This window comes from uncultured Lactobacillus sp., assembly GCF_947367125.1.
In the GTDB taxonomy this organism is placed as follows: Bacteria; Bacillota; Bacilli; order Lactobacillales; family Lactobacillaceae; genus Lactobacillus.
Genome location: NZ_CANBCQ010000046.1, coordinates 1 through 19,958 on the forward strand (window position 1 = coordinate 1; position 19,958 = coordinate 19,958).

10 protein-coding genes and 1 pseudogene are annotated in these 19,958 nt (G+C 37.5%); 8 read left to right on the plus strand and 3 right to left on the minus strand.

The features are described 5' to 3' along the window. A pseudogene (locus Q0Y84_RS10960) lies at positions 1–113 on the minus strand (lactate dehydrogenase); the annotation flags it as partial. Between the two features lie 354 nt (positions 114–467). Here Q0Y84_RS10960 and Q0Y84_RS10965 point away from each other — a divergent pair. From Q0Y84_RS10965 to Q0Y84_RS10995, 7 genes are all read left to right on the plus strand, one after another. Beyond that, positions 468–3,284 (plus strand): pectate lyase-like adhesive domain-containing protein, encoded by a 2,817-nt coding sequence (locus Q0Y84_RS10965; RefSeq protein ID WP_297953581.1) that lies wholly within the window; start codon positions 468–470, stop codon positions 3,282–3,284. Positions 3,285–3,286: 2 nt separating this feature from the next. Then, positions 3,287–3,502 (plus strand): hypothetical protein, encoded by a 216-nt coding sequence (locus tag Q0Y84_RS10970; RefSeq protein WP_195923325.1) that lies wholly within the window; start codon positions 3,287–3,289, stop codon positions 3,500–3,502. 26 nt (positions 3,503–3,528) lie between these two features. Continuing rightward, positions 3,529–8,775: a Rib/alpha-like domain-containing protein gene (locus Q0Y84_RS10975; RefSeq protein ID WP_297953586.1), complete on the plus strand. Its 5,247-nt coding sequence runs from the start codon at positions 3,529–3,531 to the stop codon at positions 8,773–8,775. 20 nt (positions 8,776–8,795) lie between these two features. After that, positions 8,796–10,919 (plus strand): Rib/alpha-like domain-containing protein, encoded by a 2,124-nt coding sequence (locus Q0Y84_RS10980; RefSeq protein WP_297953588.1) that lies wholly within the window; start codon positions 8,796–8,798, stop codon positions 10,917–10,919. Between the two features lie 555 nt (positions 10,920–11,474). Next, entirely contained in the window at positions 11,475–12,302 is an 828-nt protein-coding gene (locus Q0Y84_RS10985) for an exodeoxyribonuclease III (protein WP_297953591.1), read from the plus strand. 73 nt (positions 12,303–12,375) lie between these two features. Beyond that, on the plus strand, positions 12,376–13,818 hold the full coding sequence (locus tag Q0Y84_RS10990) for an amino acid permease (protein ID WP_297953594.1): 1,443 nt from the start codon (positions 12,376–12,378) through the stop codon (positions 13,816–13,818). A 65-nt stretch (positions 13,819–13,883) separates the two neighbouring features. Beyond that, positions 13,884–16,712 (plus strand): DEAD/DEAH box helicase, encoded by a 2,829-nt coding sequence (locus Q0Y84_RS10995; protein WP_297953597.1) that lies wholly within the window; start codon positions 13,884–13,886, stop codon positions 16,710–16,712. 64 nt (positions 16,713–16,776) lie between these two features. Here the strand turns inward: Q0Y84_RS10995 and Q0Y84_RS11000 are convergent, their stop codons facing one another. Then, positions 16,777–17,808 (minus strand): serine hydrolase domain-containing protein, encoded by a 1,032-nt coding sequence (locus tag Q0Y84_RS11000; RefSeq protein WP_366791878.1) that lies wholly within the window; start codon positions 17,806–17,808, stop codon positions 16,777–16,779. Between the two features lie 197 nt (positions 17,809–18,005). After that, on the minus strand, positions 18,006–19,229 hold the full coding sequence (locus Q0Y84_RS11005) for a DUF2075 domain-containing protein (protein ID WP_297953599.1): 1,224 nt from the start codon (positions 19,227–19,229) through the stop codon (positions 18,006–18,008). Positions 19,230–19,291: 62 nt separating this feature from the next. On the opposite strand from Q0Y84_RS11005, the gene Q0Y84_RS11010 reads away from it, so the two are divergent. Next, positions 19,292–19,705, plus strand: coding sequence for a peptide deformylase (locus Q0Y84_RS11010; RefSeq protein WP_297953602.1), 414 nt, complete (start codon positions 19,292–19,294; stop codon positions 19,703–19,705). Positions 19,706–19,958: the final 253 nt, after the last annotated feature.

Sequence of the window (19,958 nt, forward strand, 5' to 3'; positions counted from 1 at the left end):
GGAGTCAAAAGTTGATCAGTGTAATCTACATCGATGTCCTTGTGAGCTTCCTTCCATTCGTTTAAGAATGGTTCTTCGTCTTTACGAATAGCGTAAGCAAAAATCTTTGTCATAAATTTAACCTCCGTAAAATTTATTAGTATGACCAGTCCTCATTATACGCTTTTACTTGCTCAACAAAACACAAAAGAACCATTTTTTTGTATAGATTTTAAGAAAAATAAAAGTCAAGTTTTACTCTGAGCAAAAAAATTGCAATTTTTTCAAAAAAAGTTTATGGCTTAAAAATTACAGCTATTATTAACTGTTACCTAATCTCAATCCTATATATATGAAAACTTTTGTATATAGCAATATTAGTGAAAGATAGTATATGGATTTGTATAAGAGACACATTTGCGTTATATAACTCAAGTTATATAATGGACTTTAAGTAGAGAAACAAACATATCGGAGGAAAATTGAATATGCATTTTAAAGGAGAAAGCCAACAGCATTTCAGCCTAAGAAAGCTGACAATTGGTGTTGCTTCTGTAATAATAGGGACCACCTTTATGTTTCTTGGTGGTCATGCTGTTCATGCAGATGATTTAAGTAGAGATGCTGAACAAACTAGCTCAGTTGTTCAAAAACAGAGTAGTCAAGAAAGTGAAAAGATAGAAGTAGCTGATAAAGCTTCTAATCAAAAACAGAATGTGAGTGCTAGTCAAGTAGAGAGGACTAATGCTAACAATAAGACTGTCGTTGATCAAGCGAGTTCGACAACTACAAATGTAATAAAGACTGATAAAAGTTCAAATATTAACACTATTGATACAGTAGAGAGTAAGGCGAATGGTAATAATACAGTCGTAGATAATACCACTAAGACCAGTTCAACTAAGACATTGCAAAACCAACAGGCGGATCATTATAACACACCTGTTGACGTTACCGACTGGAAGAGCTTTACATCAGCTCTTCGCAATAAAGATGTTGATGCAATTATATTGAATAATGATATTAATGCGACTGGTAATACAGATGAACTTAAGCTAGATAGTGCAGCAAATAATTGGCAAGACTGGAATATTGCTCGTAAGTTAACGATTACCAGTAAGGATGCCACTAGGCGCAACACCATTAATTTTGGTGATCACTTTATTAGTTTCTGTGACCCAAACCATTATTGGAAAGTTGGTCAGAAGGAATATACTCCTTGGGACATTACCTTAAAGGACATTAATATTACCAATACTAATAAGAATTATTCGCCATTTTTCTTTAATAATGAAGCTGTAAGGATCGCTCAAAAGGACAAGATCACCTATGATAACGTTGAACAAACTGGTGATATGCTTCTTAGATCTGAACAAGTAAATGTAGGCTTAAAAGGCAACGTCATCATTAACTCAACTCTGCATAATGGTGCTTATAATGCAATTTATGCGCGTTCAGTTGATATTGATCCTAATGCAAATGTAGTCATGAACGTCAGTGATACTAGTGATTCATGGTTCCTACATGGCAATGCTGCAATAAAGATTGTTGGAGATGGCGATAATAATGTCGCTGTGAATGTTGGTGAAGGTGCTAAGCTGCAGATTAATCCCAATCACGCAGTTAGAAATACCAAGGGTATTCTAATTGAAGGTAATGGTGACGTTATCCTCAATAAAAATGCCAACGTAGAAATGAACATGGGCAGTGGCAATACTACTGCTATTTGGGGTGCTCGTAACTTAATTTTAAATGAAGGCGCAACTTTAAATATTAAGACTTTACAAGATAATAATGGTCAAGTAGCATGGGGCGACAATAACAATGGACACCATGTATCACCTATTTCAATAGGTACTAACAAGGTTAGCGGTGCCGATAATACTTTAGAAGTTAAGAAGGGTGCTACCTTAAAAATTGTCCGTGAAAATTCTGGATTGCCAGCAATTGACGGCTTAATTTCATTTGGTAGCTATTCTACAAATGCCTATAGTAAGCAAAACTTATTGGTTGATGAAGGTGCAACTCTCGATTTACAAGATGCAGCTCAATCTGATTGGCATGAATATGGTGACAAGCTTGCTGGCTATTTAGGTGACGATCAAGATTTATATACTACAGGGTTAATCTCAATGTATGGTGTTGATGCCACTGATAAGGTTCAGTTTGGTAATGCTAAATATGTCAATTTACAACGTACTGGTAATCAACACGGTATTTTGTTGCGTCTTGAAGGCGGTAGCTCAATAGGCGGTAATTCTGTTGTAATTGATGCTAAGGGAATGCCTTTAAAGCAATGGATTGCGGGTAATCACAGTAAAAATGCCGATTATTCTTGGAACCTTGACTACTTAAGAACTGAGAATAAATGGGGTGATTATTCATACAACTATAACGGTAAAAATCAAAGTCGCTGGGATCAAAATATTGATCAACGTAAAGATGGCATCACCTTTGATCGATCAAATGGTGCCGTTAAGTTTACTGATGGGAAATCATTAGTTTATGGTCATTCTGATTTCAACAATAAGTTTAATTGGTGGGCACCACAAAGACTTTCATTTGGTACGATTTATGCAATTCCTAAGGCTAGCGTTGAAGATGTGGATGCTTTAATTACTCATGTGAATGCCAATACCAAGGTTTCACCATCATTAAGTACTAATAATATTAGCTTTACCTGGAAGGACACCGATGGCAATATTACTAAGGCCCCAAAGAGCTATCAAGTTACTTGGGTAGTTGATCCGAATACGACCACAATTACTGCTGATAATAGCTTTGATCGTACTGGAGTTGTAGAGATTACCATTAACGGTGAAGTACAAGAGGTTGTCGTTCCAGTTAAGGTTTTAGGTGCAACTGTTAAAAATAATGGCGCTAAGGTTAATCAAAATGATGAATCAACTTTACCAGAAGCTAGTCATTTTGCTAATACTACCGCAGTAGATCGCTTCGGCATTAGTGGTATTGATTGGATTGAAAAGCCAGCCATGGACAAGCCAACCGTTCAATCATTTGGTAAGGTGGCTGTTCATTACACTGATGGTACTGTTCAAGTTATTGATCCTTATGTTGATGTACGTGAAGTACAAGATGGTAGAGATTATAAGGATAATGCGAAACTATATAGAAATATTGTGATAACTTCTAAAGTTACGAATGCTGAAGGCAATGTACAGCTTATTAAAATTGTTAAGTCTTATTACAAGATTAAGTACATTGATTATGCCTATCCGGTAGGTAACAAAAATAGAGAGGTTTATACTTCTTGGAAGTTAGATAAGGAATTTGAGGAATCTTAATTGTGATAAATCCAAAGATAATTGAGTACGGTATCGATCATAAAGATGATAAATTACTTTATCGAACAATTACTTTTAACCAAAAAGTAACTGCTTCAGATGGTACGGTAGATGTCATTTCGTTAAGTAAAACATACTCTAGAGATCGAGTAATTCAGAGTATTCCTGATGGCGGGAATAAGCAAATTAAATACACTGATTGGAAATTAGTTAAATAACTTTTTTAAACATAACGGAGGAAAATATGAAAAATAGATTTATTAATAGAGGAGAAGACCATCAAAGATTTAGTCTTCGTAAGTTAACTATTGGTGTTGCTTCGGTTTTATTAGGTACAACTTTTATGGTATTTGGTACTCAAACTGCACAAGCTGATAGCAATGTTTCAAATCAAGTAAAGACTGAAGAGGTAGTACAAAGTAAAGTAGATAATTTACCCCAAGCTGATGAAGTAAAAGCTACGAATGAGGTCAAAAATACTAATAATGAAGTAAGTAGTAAATCTGATGAAGTAGCTGAGACTGAAACTACGAATACCAAAACAGAATTAGTACAAACTACAACTAATAATTCTACAAATTTCCAAAATAAAGAAGCTGTTACTGATAATAGTGCTAAGGTTGAAACTAAAAATAAAGTTAATGATTCATCAGATTTAACTAATAGTTCTGATTCTAATAGTAAAGCTTCAGATGCTATATCCCAAAAAGATGCACTTGCCCTGCTAGGTTTTAATGGCAGGGAACTCTCTGATGAACAGTTAGCTAAGTTGGGAATTACCAAAGATACATATGTAAAAGATGGAATTAAATATAGAGCGACAGGAAGTATAACTATCCATGATATGGATGGAGACTCATCTAAAGTTGATGGTATAGTTCCTCTTCATCATAAAGATGGTAGTATGTATTCAAATGAGGAACTAGTTTCGAATATTGATTGGGACTATGCATTGGACCACGAAATAGAGGGAGCTGATGCAGATTATAAGTATGCACCTGTTGCTCAAGGTGGGGTTATCTATATTAATAAAGGTCATACACTTACTTCTCAAGATGCTTATAGAGGCTTACCAACCAATATTGATAAAGCTTATCAAAGTGTAGATTGGGATAAGAATATTGGTAATCAGGTAGATATTAATAAAGTTGGTACATATGACGCTGCGGTTGCTGTAGTCTATAAAAGTGAATTAGGTCAATCAGTTGGTGTTAAAGTAGTAGTTGTTGATCTTCAAGGTAAAGAGATTACTACACACATCGGTGCTGACGTACCTGCCGCTGACACTAGTGTAGATGGTCAACCAAGTGGTGCTAAAGCAACCTGGACTGATCAACCATCGACTGACAAGGCTGGTGACTCAAAGGGTACTGTAGAGGTAATTTACCCAGATGGTAACAAGGGCACTGCCAATGTAACTCTTCATGTACTCGCTCCAGAAGCCCAAAAGACTGTAACTGTATGGCAAGATGATCCAACACCTAGCGCAGAATCAGTTATTACTAATAGTGGTGATATTAATTCCAAATTACCAGGTACTACTTATACTTGGCAAGATACTCCAAGTACTGCAACCCCTGGCTCATTCCCAGCAACTATAATTACTCACTGGACTGATGGTAAGACTACTACTTCACAAACTACTATTGTAGTTAAGAAATTACATGATCAAGTAACTACAGGCGAAGGTACTGAAAAGACATTCTCACGTGGTATTTATACTCAATTAGAAGGTCAAGATGAGCCAACTAAGGTTGATACTCAAAGTGTAATCCTTCAGAGAACAGGTACCAAGAATAATAAGACTGGTGAAATCGTTTGGGATGCATGGCAACCAAAACAAATGGATGCATACAAAGCCCCATCATATACTAACTATACAGTGGTTAACCCAGATGCTGGTAAGGCTATTATGGTAGATGGTTCAGTTGATAAGTTACCTGATGTAGTATTCCAGTACAAGGCAAATCACGAAACTATCGATTCTGGTGCTGACAGTCAAATGAATGTGAGTCGTGATGTATTTAAAAATGTTGATGGAGTGTTATCTGTGGTAGCTCGTCAATCAATCACTCTACATAGGACTGGAGACAAGAACATGGTTTCTGGTGAAATCACTTGGAATGATTGGCAACCAGCAACTCTTACCAAAGTAAATGCTCCAGATGTTGCCGGCTATACTGTTCAAAACCCAGATGCCGCTCCAGAAGTAGTATTACATGGAAACAAAAATGCTAAAGATGTGAAGCTTGATAATGTAATCTTTGAATACACTGCGAATGCACAAAAGCAAGTTGTAAACTATGTTGATATTAACGATAATACTCACATTGTTGGAACGGATAATATTAATGGTAAGACTAATGAAACAGTTGCATATACTGCCCAAGCACCCACTAATTGGGTAATTGTTCCAGGTCAACAAATTCCAAGCAGTATTACATTTGGTACCAAGGAAGCCGCCCCAATCAATATCTTAGTTGAACATGGTCATAAGTTTGATCAAGATGGTGATCATAAGACCGTGATTAGAGATGTTGTTGCAATCAACCCTGAAAACGGCAATACAGAGACTGTTCAAAACCAAAAAGCAATCTTAACTAGATCAACTAATACTGATTTAGTAACTGGTGAGGTAACTTATGGTCAATGGAATACTAAGTCATTTAAAGCAGTAAATGCTCCAGAATTTAAGGGATACACTGTAATTAATCCAAATGATGCTAGAGCAGTTGTGGTTAATGGCGATACACAAAACTCAACTGTAACGTTTAGGTATGCTGCTAACTACTTCAATCAACAAATTAATTATGTAGATAAGACAAATAATCAAGTTGTTTCAACTGATAATGTTGGTGGTCAAACTAATTCAACTGTTGTTTACGATGTGAAGGTTCCTGTAAATTACAAGTTAGCGGAAGGTGAGCCATCACAAATTACTGTTAAGTTTGGTAATGTAGCTCCAACCGAAGCAAAAACTATTTACGTAGTTGAAGGCACCGCACCTGTTTACAACGATACCCAAAAGACAGTGACTAGAGCAATTTACACTCAACTTGAAGGTCAAGACAAGACCTTGTACCAGAACCAATCAGTTCAATTAACTAGAACTGGTGAAAGAAACTTAGTAACTGGTAAGGTGACTTATACGGATTGGCAACCTGTAACAATGGGTAAGTTTGATGCTCCAGAATATGAAAATTATACTGTTCAAAATCCAGATGCCGCTCCAGCTGTAACGGTAGACGGTTCAGTAGATAAACTTGCCCCTGTAACCTTTATTTACAAAGCAAATCACCAAAGTATCACTGAAGGTGAGGGAACTGCTATGGCTGTAACTCGTGACATTTACACTAATGTGGATGGTACCGTTACAAAGGTAGATGTTCAAAGCGAAACTCTTCACAGAACTGGTGATAAGAATATGGCTACTGGTGAAATTACTTGGAATCCATGGGAAACTAAGAATATGTCAGTATACCCAGCACCAGTAATTAAAGATCACACTGTAATTAATCCAGATGCGGCCCCAGCTGTAATCTTAGATGGTTCAGTAGATAAACTTGCCGACGTAGTATTCAACTACAAAGACAATCATGAAACCATTACTGAAGGTGAAGGTACTGAGAAGACTGTAACTCGTGATGTTTATACTAGTCTTGACGGTATTAAATCTGATAAACCAGCATATACTCAAAGTGTTACCCTTCATAGAACCGGTGATAAGAATGTTGTAACTGGTGAAATCAAGTGGAACGCATGGGAACCAAAGACAATTGAAAAGGCAGTGGCTCCTAAGGTTGATAACTACACAGTAACCAACCCAGATGCCGGTCCAGCTGTAACAGTTGATGGTTTAGTAGATAAACTTGCTGATGTAGTATTTACTTACAAAGCAAATCATGAAACTATAACTACAGGTGAAGGTACTACGATGAATATTACCCGTGACATTTACACTAATGTGGATGGTACCGTTACAAAGGTAGATACTCAAATTGAAGATCTTCATAGAACCGGTGACAAGAACATGGCTACTGGTGAAATTAAGTGGAACGCATGGGAACCAAAGACTATGTCAGCATACAAGGCCCCAGAAATTAAGGACCATACTGTAATTAATCCAGATGCAGCACCAGCTGTGACTCTAGATGGTTCAGTAGATAAGCTTGCCGACGTAGTATTCAACTACAAAGACAATCATGAAACCATCACTACAGGTGAAGGTACTGAAAAGACCATAACTCGTGATGTTTACACTAGTCTTGATGGTGTTAAATCTGACGATCCAGCATATACTCAAAGTGTAACTCTTCATAGAACTGGTGATAAGAACGTTGTAACTGGTGAGATTAAGTGGAGTGATTGGACAACAGGCACAATTGAAAAAGCGGTTGCTCCTAAGGTTGATAACTACACAGTAACCAACCCAGATGCTGGTCCAGCCGTAACAGTTGATGGTTCAGTAGACAAACTCACCGATGTAGTATTCAACTACAAGTCAAATACTCAAGTTATCACTGATGGTGAAGGTACTGAAAAGAATGTAACCCGTGATATTTACACTGATGTAAATGGCGAGAAGAAATATGCAGATACGCAAACTGTAACTCTTCACAGAACCGGTGTGAAGAACGTTGTAACTGGCGAAATCAAGTGGAATGCATGGAAGCCACGAACTGTTGAGACATATAACGCTCCATCAATCCCAGGTTATGTTGTAACTAACCCAGAAGCAGGTGCTTCAGTAGTAGCAGATGGTTCAGTAGATAAACTTGCTGACGTAGTATTCAACTACATTCTTAAGTATCATGTATCAGTTCCAGCTGGTGAAAAGGTAACTACTCACGTAGGCGCTAACGAAAATGTTCCATCATTGGATCCAGCAAATGTAAACTTAAGCTGGACTGACAAGGACGGTAAGATAATTGATAAGCCAGTAGGTGTAACTGTAACTTGGGCAAATGTACCAAATACTTCATCAATTACTGACGAAACTGGTACTTTGAAGATTACTTATGCCGATGGCTATACTACTACTCTTGACATCCCTGTAACTGTTCAAGGTGCTACTGCAGGTGATATTCAAAAGGTATATCAAAATGATGTCGCTCCAGCAGCTAAGACCACTGTTAATATTTCAACTGTAGATCACTTTGGTATTACTGATGTAACTTGGAAGAATACTCCAAGCACAGCTGTACCAGGTGCTAACATCCCAGGTATTGCAACTGTTCATTACAGTGATGGTACTACTCAAGATGTTGACGTAAGTCTTGACGTTATTGGAGTAGAAGATGGTAGAGATCATAAAGATAATGGTAAGCTTTACAGAACAGTTAAGATAACATCAAAAATTACAGATGCATATGGCGTAGTAAGTTACATTAAAGTTGATAAGCACTTCTATAAGATTAGATACACTGATTATGCATATCCAGTAGGTGATAGTAGAAGAGAAACTTATACTAAATGGACTGAAATTGCTTAGTATTAAGTGAGGAAAACGTAATGGAGAAAAATTTAATAAGGAAAAGTGAAACACAGCAGCACTTTAGCCTTCGCAAGTTAACAGTTGGAGTTGCTTCCGTATTAGTAGGTACAACTTTTATGGTATTTGGTGGTCAGGCCGTACACGCCGATAGTATAGGAAATACTGCTAAAGCAGAGTCTGAAGAGGTAACTAAAGTTGCTGGTCAACAAACTGAAATTGAAGACAGCCATCAAAATGATGACTTGCAAGGACAAAATAAAAATGAAAATGCTTCAAGAGATATTGCGCTAGATAGTAAGGAATCCGCAGACATTGCAGATTCTAATGCTCCATCCACTAACAGTGGTACTTCAGAGTCTCTTAGAGAAGAAAAGGTGGATTCTAATGTAGCTGTAAAAAATAATAATGTTTCAAGCAATCAAAATAATGCTATTACCAATAAAGATGTTTTAACTTTATTAGGCTTAGAAGGTAAAGAGCTCTCAGATGAACAATTAGCTAAGTTAGGCATTACTAGAGATACATATTTAAAAGATGGTATTAAGTATAGGGCAGCTGGTGGTCTAACTATTACTGATGAAAATAAAAATATTTACCATGTTGATAATGTATTCCCCATCCATCATAAAGATGGAAGTATGTATTCAAATAAAGAATTAACTTCAAATATTAACTGGGGTTATGCATTAGATCATGATGTAGCAAACGTTTATGCAGATTATAAATATGCACCTATTGCTAAAGGTGGTGTAATTTATGTTAATAAAGGGCAGAACCTTACTACCCAGGATGCATACAGAGGCTTGCCAACCAATATTGATAAGGCCTATCAAAATGTTGAATGGAGTAAAAATATCAAGGATCAGGTAAATACCAATAAGGCTGGAGACTATAGCGCAATAATAGACGTTACCTATAAAAGTGAATTGGGACAATCTGTTGGCGTTAAAGTCACTGTAGTCGACCTTCAAGGTCAGCCAATCATAACTCATATTGATGCAGATACTCCGGATCCTACTAAGGGCATTACCGGTGAACCTGCTGGTACTACTGACATCCACTGGGCGCAAGTTCCATCAACTAAGACGCCGGGTTCTACTCAAGGTGTAGTTGAAGTAACTTATCCAGATGGTACTAAAGGCACTACGGTCGTCCCTGTAACTGTCATCGCACCAACTGTGCCAGGCATTATCTATGTACCAAAGAGTGATAAGGTTCCAGATCCAAGTACTGTAGTTACTAACTCTAACGATATCAAGGACAAGATTCCTGACACGACTTATACTTGGGAGACTACACCAGATATTGATAAGGGCGGACATATTCCTGCAGTTGTAGTAACTCACTGGCCAGATGGTAAGACAACCGACAGCAAGACTACTATCGTAGTAACTGAAGAAATTAATGAAAACCACGAAGTAGTGCGGACTATTGTTGAAAATATTCCAAACCAAGATCCTAAGACAATCAAGCAATCAGTAACTTTCACTCGTACTAATACTGTAGATAGTGCTGATCACAGCAAAATTATTAAGGCTGGCACTTGGAAAGCTGATGGTCCTGCTGCCTGGGGTGTATTTACTCCAGATCAAGTAAAAGGTTACACTGCAGATCCAGCCCAAGTTCCTGCTATGGCAGTAACTCCAGATACTCCAAATGCTAAGGTAGTAATTAACTATAAGGCTAATAACCCTGGCACTCCAGATACGCCGGTTACTCCACCGGTAGATCCAGGTGATAATCCAACTCCAGTTACTCCACCTGTAAAACCAGAACAGAAGCCAATCACACCAACTCCAGATAATAATGATGACACCCCTGCACCAACTCCTCATGCTACTAAGACTCCAGCCAAGGATAATGGCGGCAAGAAGACTAGTGCTAAAGGCCGCGGTGAGCAAACTAAGAATTCTGGTCTAGGCAATGGCGAAAATGCTAATAATGGTCGTGTTACTGTAAGACCTTTAGCTACAGCTAAGCCAGCTTCCCCAACTATGAAGAAGACGGTAAACAGTGAACAAAAAGCTACTTTGCCACAAACGGGGAAGAAGGATAACGTTGCTCTAACTGCTATCGGTGTAGCTATTGCAGCTGCTGGAAGTTTATTAGGATTAGCAGATAGCAAGAAGCGCAGATCTTAATTTTTAATACCCTAATTTCTATTTACTAAGAAGCAAGCTAACTCAAGCAAGAGTTAGTTTGCTTTTTTTGATGTAAAAGTTTAAGGATTTCTAAAGACATAAAATAAATAGTGACAGTATGTCATAGCACTGATATTATATACTCATAACAAAAATACAACGCAACAAAATAGAGATGAATTGTAAGAAGGTAACAAATCTTCTAATTCCTTATTAATACATCCTATTAGGCCTTTATTAATTCATACATTGGGTATTGCTTCTTGTTGGTTGTCCCCTATGCGACCACAGAAGCTAAGATTGATAAAGTCCATCCCCTTTTTGCGAGGGTAAGGAATCAAGTCCCCTGCATCATCTCTTGCGTTGAACCTTTTGTTAATCTTGATGATTTATCTTCGCAACATTAGTGATGAGTAGACTAATGTAAAAAAATCTCGTTATTCTCATTCAACACAACTCCCTTAAAAGGGCTGGTTTAGAAAAGTCATCTAAATCAGTCCTTTTTCTTTTTTTCGTTATAATTAAACTTGAGAACTAAAACAAAGGGGAAGAAAAATGATCTTAATTTCATGGAATATCGATTCATTAAATGCAGCTCTGACTGGTACTTCAGCTAGGGCGGAAGAAACGCGGCAAGTTTTAACTAAAATTCATGATGCCAATCCAGATATTATTGCGATTCAAGAAACTAAGCTGCGTGCAACTGGGCCAACTAAAAAACATAAAGAAGTGTTGGCTGAAAAGTTCCCTGAGTATGACTATGTTTGGCGCTCTTCAGAAGAACCAGCTAGAAAAGGCTATGCTGGCACAATGTATTTATATAAGAAGGAATTAACTCCTGTGGCATCTGAGCCAGTTATTGGCGCTCCTGAGCCGATGGATCATGAGGGACGGATAATCACACTGGAATTTGATAAATGCTTTGTCACCCAGGTTTATACGCCAAATTCAGGCAGTGGCTTGAAGCGGCTGAGTGATCGTCAAATTTGGGATCAAAAGTATGTTGAATATTTGAAGAAGTTAGATAAACAAAAGCCAATTTTAGCTAGTGGTGATTACAACTGTGCTCATACTGAGATCGACCTGAAGCATCCCGAAAATAATCATCACTCAGCAGGTTTTACTGATGAAGAAAGAGCCGACTTTACCAATTTGCTTAATGCAGGTTTTACCGACACTTTTAGAAAAGTTCATGGGGATATTACAGATGTATATTCTTGGTGGGCACAACGGGTTAGAACCGCTAAGGCAAACAACTCAGGCTGGAGAATTGATTATTGGCTAGTAAGCAATCGCATTGCTGATCAGGTGGTCCGCTCAGAGATGATCGATACGGGCAAACGAGCAGACCACTGCCCAATTTTGCTTGAAATAAATCTTTAAATTGAAGCAAGCCCTAGTATAATTTCTTTTTGAAATGTTTTTATTTTGAAAAAGAAGTAGGGGTTGAAATTCTTTGAATAACGAGAAAAAAGAAGATTGGGCTTTGGAGCAGGATCTGAAGTACAATCGTCTGACAGCATTTAAGCTATTCGCGATGACTAGTTCAATGGTTATTTCCGTTGACGAGCTTGCGCCATTTGGTAAAACTGGAGCAACCGCATTATTTTATTTGTTAATTGCTGGTATTGCCTGGTTTATTCCAATTACGCAAATAGCCGGGGAAATGGCATCAATTGATGGTTGGGAAAAAGGTGGTATTTTTACTTGGGTGAAAGGCTCATTAGGCGATAAGACTGGCTGGACGGCCATGTTTTATCAGTGGATCCATATCACAGTAGGGATGGATACGATGATGTATGTGATCATTGGGGCACTTTCAATTACTTTTGGGACGCCTTGGTTTAATACCACACCGATAGTACGTTTCTTATTAATGATGATTATCCTGTGGGGTGCAACCGCAATCCAGGTGATCGGAGTCAGAAAGATTGGTCGAATCGCTGAATGGTTGTTTATTCTGGGAATTGCGACACCGGTAATTTTATTAATTATTTCGTTCTTAGTTTATGTAGCTCAAGGTCAACCCTTGCACATGACAATTAATTGGCAGACCGTCATTCCGCATAAATTGAACGGTAATACATTAGTTGCTTTTGTGCCATTTATGTTGGCCTTTTGTGGTGGTGAAGCTTCTGCGCCGCATGTTAAGAACTTAGATCATATCAAGTCATATTCAAAGGTTATGCTTGGTTTAGCCGTAACTGCGATTTGCTTTGACTTGCTTGGGAGTATGGCTATTGGGATGACGGTTCCTAAGAGTGAGATTCAAAATAGTACAGGTTTTGTTTACACCTATGGTAGATTATTGACTTCAATTGGTTTGCCGGGTGATATTTTGCAAAAAATTGTTGGTGTCATGCTAGCTTGTGGGATCATTGGTGAACTGGGCAACTGGATTGCCGGACCTAACCAAGGGATGTATGAAGCGGCTAAGGAAGGCTATATGCCTAAGTTTTTTGCCAAAACCACTAAGCATGGCGTGCCATTAAGAATTATGATTTTGCAATCAAGCATTGTTACGATTTCAGCTTTATTGATTACTTTTACAAGTGGAGCTGATGCAGACTTTGCCTTCAATGTTTCGCTGGCGGCAACTACGGCACAATATTTGATGGTTTACATGATTATGCTTATTGCCTACATGGTTTTAAAGAAACAGCATGAAGACTATCATCGCCTGTATTACATGAGCAAGAATCCTAATTTAAGTATTGCTATTTCAGTGTTAGCCTTGGCAATTACAATTGTGGCCTTCTTCGTTACATTTGTACCAGCACAAGGTACACCAAGCAACTTGCGGGCTGTTTATGTTTGGACTTTAATTGGAATGTGCGCCATCGTCTCTGTTTTGCCACTAATTTTGTATCGCTGGCATGAAAAATGGCAACAGAAATAGATAAATAAAAGCATTCGTTTTTCAGACGAGTGCTTTTTTAGTAGAATTTTTGTGAGGTGAAAAAGATGGTAGACGCAATCAGGGATGCAATTTTGAATGGCTTTGATAATCAAAATTATTTGGGCAGTGAAGAATTTGGTCCTAAACTATTAAGCAATAATCAACAAGAAAAAATTTGGCTAACTTTACGCCGTGAACTTTATAGCTGTCAAAGCTTTACCTGGGCAGTAGCTTTTATTACACAAGACATGTTAGTGCCATTTAAAGTAGTAATGGCCGATTTAGCTCAAAAAGGAGTCCAGGGCACAATTATTACAGGCGACTATCTGGGTTTTAATAATCCCCGCGTTTTTACTGAATTGCAGAAGATTCCTAATTTGGAAATACGCATTGCTAATCAGGCAGGTTTTCATGCTAAAGGGTATTTATTTGAGCATGAAGACTATCAAACGATAATCATTGGGAGTGCTAATTTTACGCGGTCAGCTTTATTAGCGAATTATGAATGGGCACTAAAAGTGAGCTCTAAACAGCAAGCAGATCTAACGGCACAATTGGCAAATAAAATTGCTGATTTGAGACACAATAGCTTTGTTTTGAATGCAGCTTGGTTAGCAAATTATCGTCAAAATTGGATCAAGCCTAAGTCAGTTACTTCTAAGCAACAAGTGGCAAAAATTTTACCTAATAAAATGCAGCAGGAAGCTTTAAAGCAATTAAAGTTACTTGTTGCCAATGGTGAAAAACGTGGCTTAGTAGTGTCTGCCACTGGAACAGGTAAGACTTATTTGGGTGCATTTGCTGTTAAAAAATATCAACCACGACGTTTTTTATATTTAGTTCACCGCGAGCAAATAGCTAAAAAGTCACTGGCTAGTTTTTATCGGGTAATTGGTGGCAAAAAATCAGATTATGGTTTATTAACTGGCAATAAGCACGATTTGCAGGTAAAGTATTTGTTTGCGACGGTGCAAACTATGAGTCGGCCGGACATGTTGGCTCAATTTAAGAATGATGAATTTGACTATATCTTGATTGATGAGGCGCATCGGGCGGCTGCTCCGTCATATCAGCGAATTTTGCAGTATTTTAAACCAAACTTTTGCTTGGGCATGACGGCAACACCTGAGCGGATGGATGAACAGAATGTTTACCAGATTTTTGATTATAATTTGGCCTATGAAATTCGCCTGCGGGATGCACTTGAAGAAAAGATGCTGGCTCCTTTTCATTATGTAGGAGTTCAAGATTATGAAGCCGATGGGGTAAGTATTGATGAAACAACGAATTTACGCTATTTAGTTTCAAGTACACGGGTCGATTATGTATTAAAAGAATTAGAATACTATGGCTATTGTGGGCCAGCGGCTAAAGGGCTAGTCTTTTGCAGCCGCCAGGATGAAGCTCGCGAATTAGCGCGATTATTTACCCAAAGAAAACATCCAGCCATTGCTTTAACAAATGAAGATAGTGCCAAAAGACGCAATGAAGTGGTAGCAGCTTTATGCGAAGGAAAAATTGAATATATTGTTGCGGTCGATTTGTTTAATGAAGGCATTGATATTCCGGCATTAAATCAAATCGTCATGCTGCGTAATACCCAGTCCAGTATTGTGTTTATTCAGCAGTTAGGTCGTGGTTTGCGTAAGTATCCAGGTAAGGATTTTACGGTTGTACTGGACTTTATTGGTAACTATAAGAATAATTATTTGATTCCGATTGCATTGAATCAAGATACGTCTAGAAGCAAGGACCAAGCAAAACGAGAAACACGCTTGCCTGATTTTATCGATGTTTCAACAATTAACTTTAGCAAAATTGCCAGTGAAAAAATTTTGGCTTCGCTGGATAATGTTAAGCTTGATGGGATGCGTGAGTTGCGCCAAAGCTATCATGATTTAAAGAATAAATTGGGGCGGCTACCACTTTTATTTGATTTTTATCAGTATGGCTCCGTGACACCAACTGTTTTTGCCCAAAATCACGGCTTAGATAATTATGCGGATTTTTTACATAAAATGGGCGAAGAAGTAGTTTTGTCAAAGTACGAACATGAAGTATTGACGTTTTTAACTAAAGAATTACTTAGTGGCAAAAGAATTCATGAATTATTATTGTTAAAAATGCTGCTGGAGCAAAATGTAGTTAAACAAGAAGACTATTTAACCCAGTTAAAGCAGCACCGCGCCTATGTAAATGATGAAGTTTTGGCTTCGGTGATGGCAATCTTATCGCTGTCATTTTTTGATGTGAAGCAGGGTAAGACTACTAAAAGAAAGCAATATGGTGATTTGCCGCTAGTTGAGCACAGTAATTTATTTGATTATCAATTAAATGCGTCATTACGGTCAGCTTTAAAGCAGCCGAATTTTAAAGAACTATTCATTGATGTTATCAAAACAGGGCTAGCTTTAAATCAAAAGTATAATAATCAACAACAATTTACCTTGTATCAGCAGTATGATCGTAAAGATGCCTGCCGTTTGTTGAACTGGCCGAAAGATGTTTCAGCACCGATGTATGGTTATCGCGTAGGTGAAAAAGATACGCCAATTTTTATTACATATCACAAAGATGACCAGAAAAAACGCAATGCTTTGTATCAAAATACGTTAGCTGATGGTCGAAGTTTGCGCTGGTATACGCGAGTGCCCCGTCATTTGGATTCTGAAGAAGTACAGCGTTTGTTGCATACGCCAGGGATGCACCTGCATTTATTTGTTAAAAGAAGCGATGCAGATAGTAAGCAGTTCTTTTATTTAGGTGAAGCTAAGATTCAGGCAGATTCTGTTAGTGAAGAATTGCTTGGGGCAAAGAGGAAAGCGGCGGTAGGGATGAATTTATTGTTGCAGCAGCCGTTAAGTGAGTCGATGAACGAATTATTATTTGAATAACTAAAAAAGCCTTTCCGTTGGGAAAGACTTTTTTTGATTTAATCGGCATCAGCATCAGTTTCGATTAATCTTGATCATCTTGGTTATTATCCTCATCAAACATACCTGGTTTAATATGGTCTAGGATTTTAGTTCCTACATCTTTTTGATCACTTTCACTGCCACTAGTTTGATTCAAGAACATAATCAAGCCGTAGCGGTTGTCGGTGGTCATTTTGAACCAGTTGCCAAAGTGAGTATTGCTTAAACTACCATAGGCAGATTTAGTGGTGTCATCGTCTAAGTGAACACCACCAGAGTAGTTAGTTGTGGCACTTTTAAGATGAGTTAAGTAATGGAAATCAGCTTTGCTTAAAATATTACCATTGGTTAAGCCAAGTTGAATTTTGTAGTAATCCATTGGCGTAGTAAACATGTTACCTGCACCTGGAAGTTGGGAGGCGAGAGTTTTCTTCACGTATTCCGCGTTTTGGTAATTTTTGCCGTTGCTCCAAATATAAGAAATGGGATCGGTTTTCCAATTTGGAATATTTTGATAAAGGAAAGTGTTAGCTAAGCCTAACTTATTGATGATCCGGTTATTAAAATTGCTTTCATAAGATTGACCGCTAACTTTACTGATAATTCCCGCTAAAAGAATGTAGTTAGTATTATTGTAAAAATAAGTTCCAGGGGTCCCTGATGTACTATTGTTAGCATTGTCAACAGCCCAATTAATTGCATCGTTTTCGCTTAAGACTTTACCGCGATCAATTTCGGTATTAGCTGCTTGAATGCCGGAAGTATGGGTCATTAATTGACCAAGAGTAATGTTGTCGGCATTTTTGAGATTAGGATACCAGCGTGAAATTTTGGTATTTTGAGTGAATTTTTGAGTAGTGTGCCAATTTTCGTTCATTAGCTGAATTACCATCGCTGCTGTAACAATTTTTTGTAAAGAAGCAGCAGGGTAAACTACATTATCATTCCCATTGCCGATTTGTTTACCATACCAAGCATAGCCGTAACTAATTTGTTGTGGTTTGCCGTTTTTGATAATAACGAGACTACCGCGGTTATTGCTTTGAGCTAAAGTATTACGGACGAAGCTGCGCATCTCGCTTTTAGAGTATGAACTGGCTTGTACTTGTATTGGCTTGCTGATTGCTAGTGCAGGCATGGTAGTGATTAAAGCTGCAGCTGCCAAGCCGATAATTGATTTTTTAAAAATTTTAAAGGCCTCCCTTAAAAGTGTCATGTCTACATTTTAGCGCGATCTTTGCACCATACAAGCAATAATATTGTTGAAAAGGCTTACTTTTGTTGAGTTTGCTGAAAAAGCTGAGCTAGTTTTTCTCTTAACTTAGGATCGTGAGCATATAAATAAGTTCCGTAAATGCCACGTTTAAATAGAACATTAAGTGAATTCATAACCATTTTTTCTTCGTATTTTATTTTTTCTTGCGGATCAGTCAGGTCACTACGCTTTTTGAACATTTCGATATCGGTAATTTTGTCTAAATCAACCTTAAGCTGATTAGTTCCTGAAACTAAACTGATTGGTGGACCGATAATAATTCCAGCGTAGTTTAAGTCAAATCCTTGGCAAGTATAGATGGAACCAACTTCATTGATGGTTTCAGGAATTTCAGCCCACGGTGTTGCAGTATAGTTATATTGATCCCACGGCATCTTGAATTTTCCTTCTTCAATATAGTGTTTGCCACCATCTAAAGTAGATGGGTAGCCAGAAGTTGAAAGAATTCGCGCTAGTCCAGCTGTTTGATTGCGCTTTACAATTTCTTGCCGCATTTTTTCGGCATCGGTAAAAATCCGAAAGTCGTAGTTATGCCACATTTCTTTGGTTAAGGGCATTAGTTTTCCTTGAGTAAAAGAATCAAACCACTTTACTAAACTATCAGGGGCCATCATTCTGAATTGATGCTGCAATTGATAATCTTCATGGGTATATTGATGAGTAATTGCTTCAAGGCGTTCACGGGTCCAAAAACTTTTCATTCGTAAAACTTGAGTTTCATCAAATACCAGAATGACAATTTTAGCCCGCTTAATAATTTCGCTTAATTGATTGTCATGATAAAAATTATTGTAGTGATCAGCTTGGGATAAAAGCAGGTGTGCTTCATCGATCACAACAATATCGGCGCTGCTTTGCTTTTTATCAAGCTGATTAATAAATGATGTCGGCCGCATGTAATTCTTCTTATATAATTCTTTGATTGGCCCTGCAATTTGTTTATAGACTTTTAAAAGTTCAGGGTGATTGACTAAGAAATAATTTTGCGTCTTGTACAATTTGCCGCTCTTTTGTCGACTTAATTTTTGTAATTGGTCAAAAAGTGCCGAAAGAACCACGCTTTTACCCGTACCGGCTGCACCATAGATAGTAAAAATTGCTGGATAGCTTTGATTAGCAATATGTGCAACGGCAAAGTTCAAAATCTTTTGGACTAAGAGTGTTTGTTCATGATTAAGTTGATGATAAGGGGATAATTTAAAACTCGCTTGATTATTCAATGGATGTCACCTCGTTTATAATTATAATGAATAAAAATATTTATTGATGAAGGAATAGAAATATGACAGTACAAAAGATAATTCATGATCAATTGTTTTTAAGACAAAAATCTAGCGTAGCCGAAAAAAACGATTTGCAAATTGTTACGGACTTGCGCGATACATTGATGGCTAATCAAGGCAGGGCTGCAGGAGTAGCTGCAAATATGATTGGTAAAACAAAAAGAATTATTGCCTTTTATGCTGGACCACTTCCATTTGTAATGTTGAACCCACGTATTATTCAGAAAAAGAAGCTGTATCTTGCAACGGAGGGATGTCTATCTTTAGAAGGCGAGCAACAAGTTCAACGCTATGAGGAAATTACAGTCACTTATCAGAATTTAAAGATGGAAAAAGTAACTCAAAGCTTTAGTGGTTTTGTAGCAGAGACGATTCAGCATGAAATAGATCACTGCAACGGAATCTTGATTTAATTTAGAGAAAATAAATAATTTTGAAAAAAATAAAATTATTTTTTGCAGAAATTATAGAAGAAAACGGCAATTTTCGAATTATTTAAGTATAAATTAAGTAAATCTTTTTGATTGGATGAAAATATATTTGAGTAATAGTTACAACACCACCTAGTGTATCGCGGCAAACCCGAACGAAAACACAGACTTGCCAAAGAGGAGAAAATAAGGTAAATTAATAAAGTCGCGTTAAGGAATGCGGCAGAAGCTTATA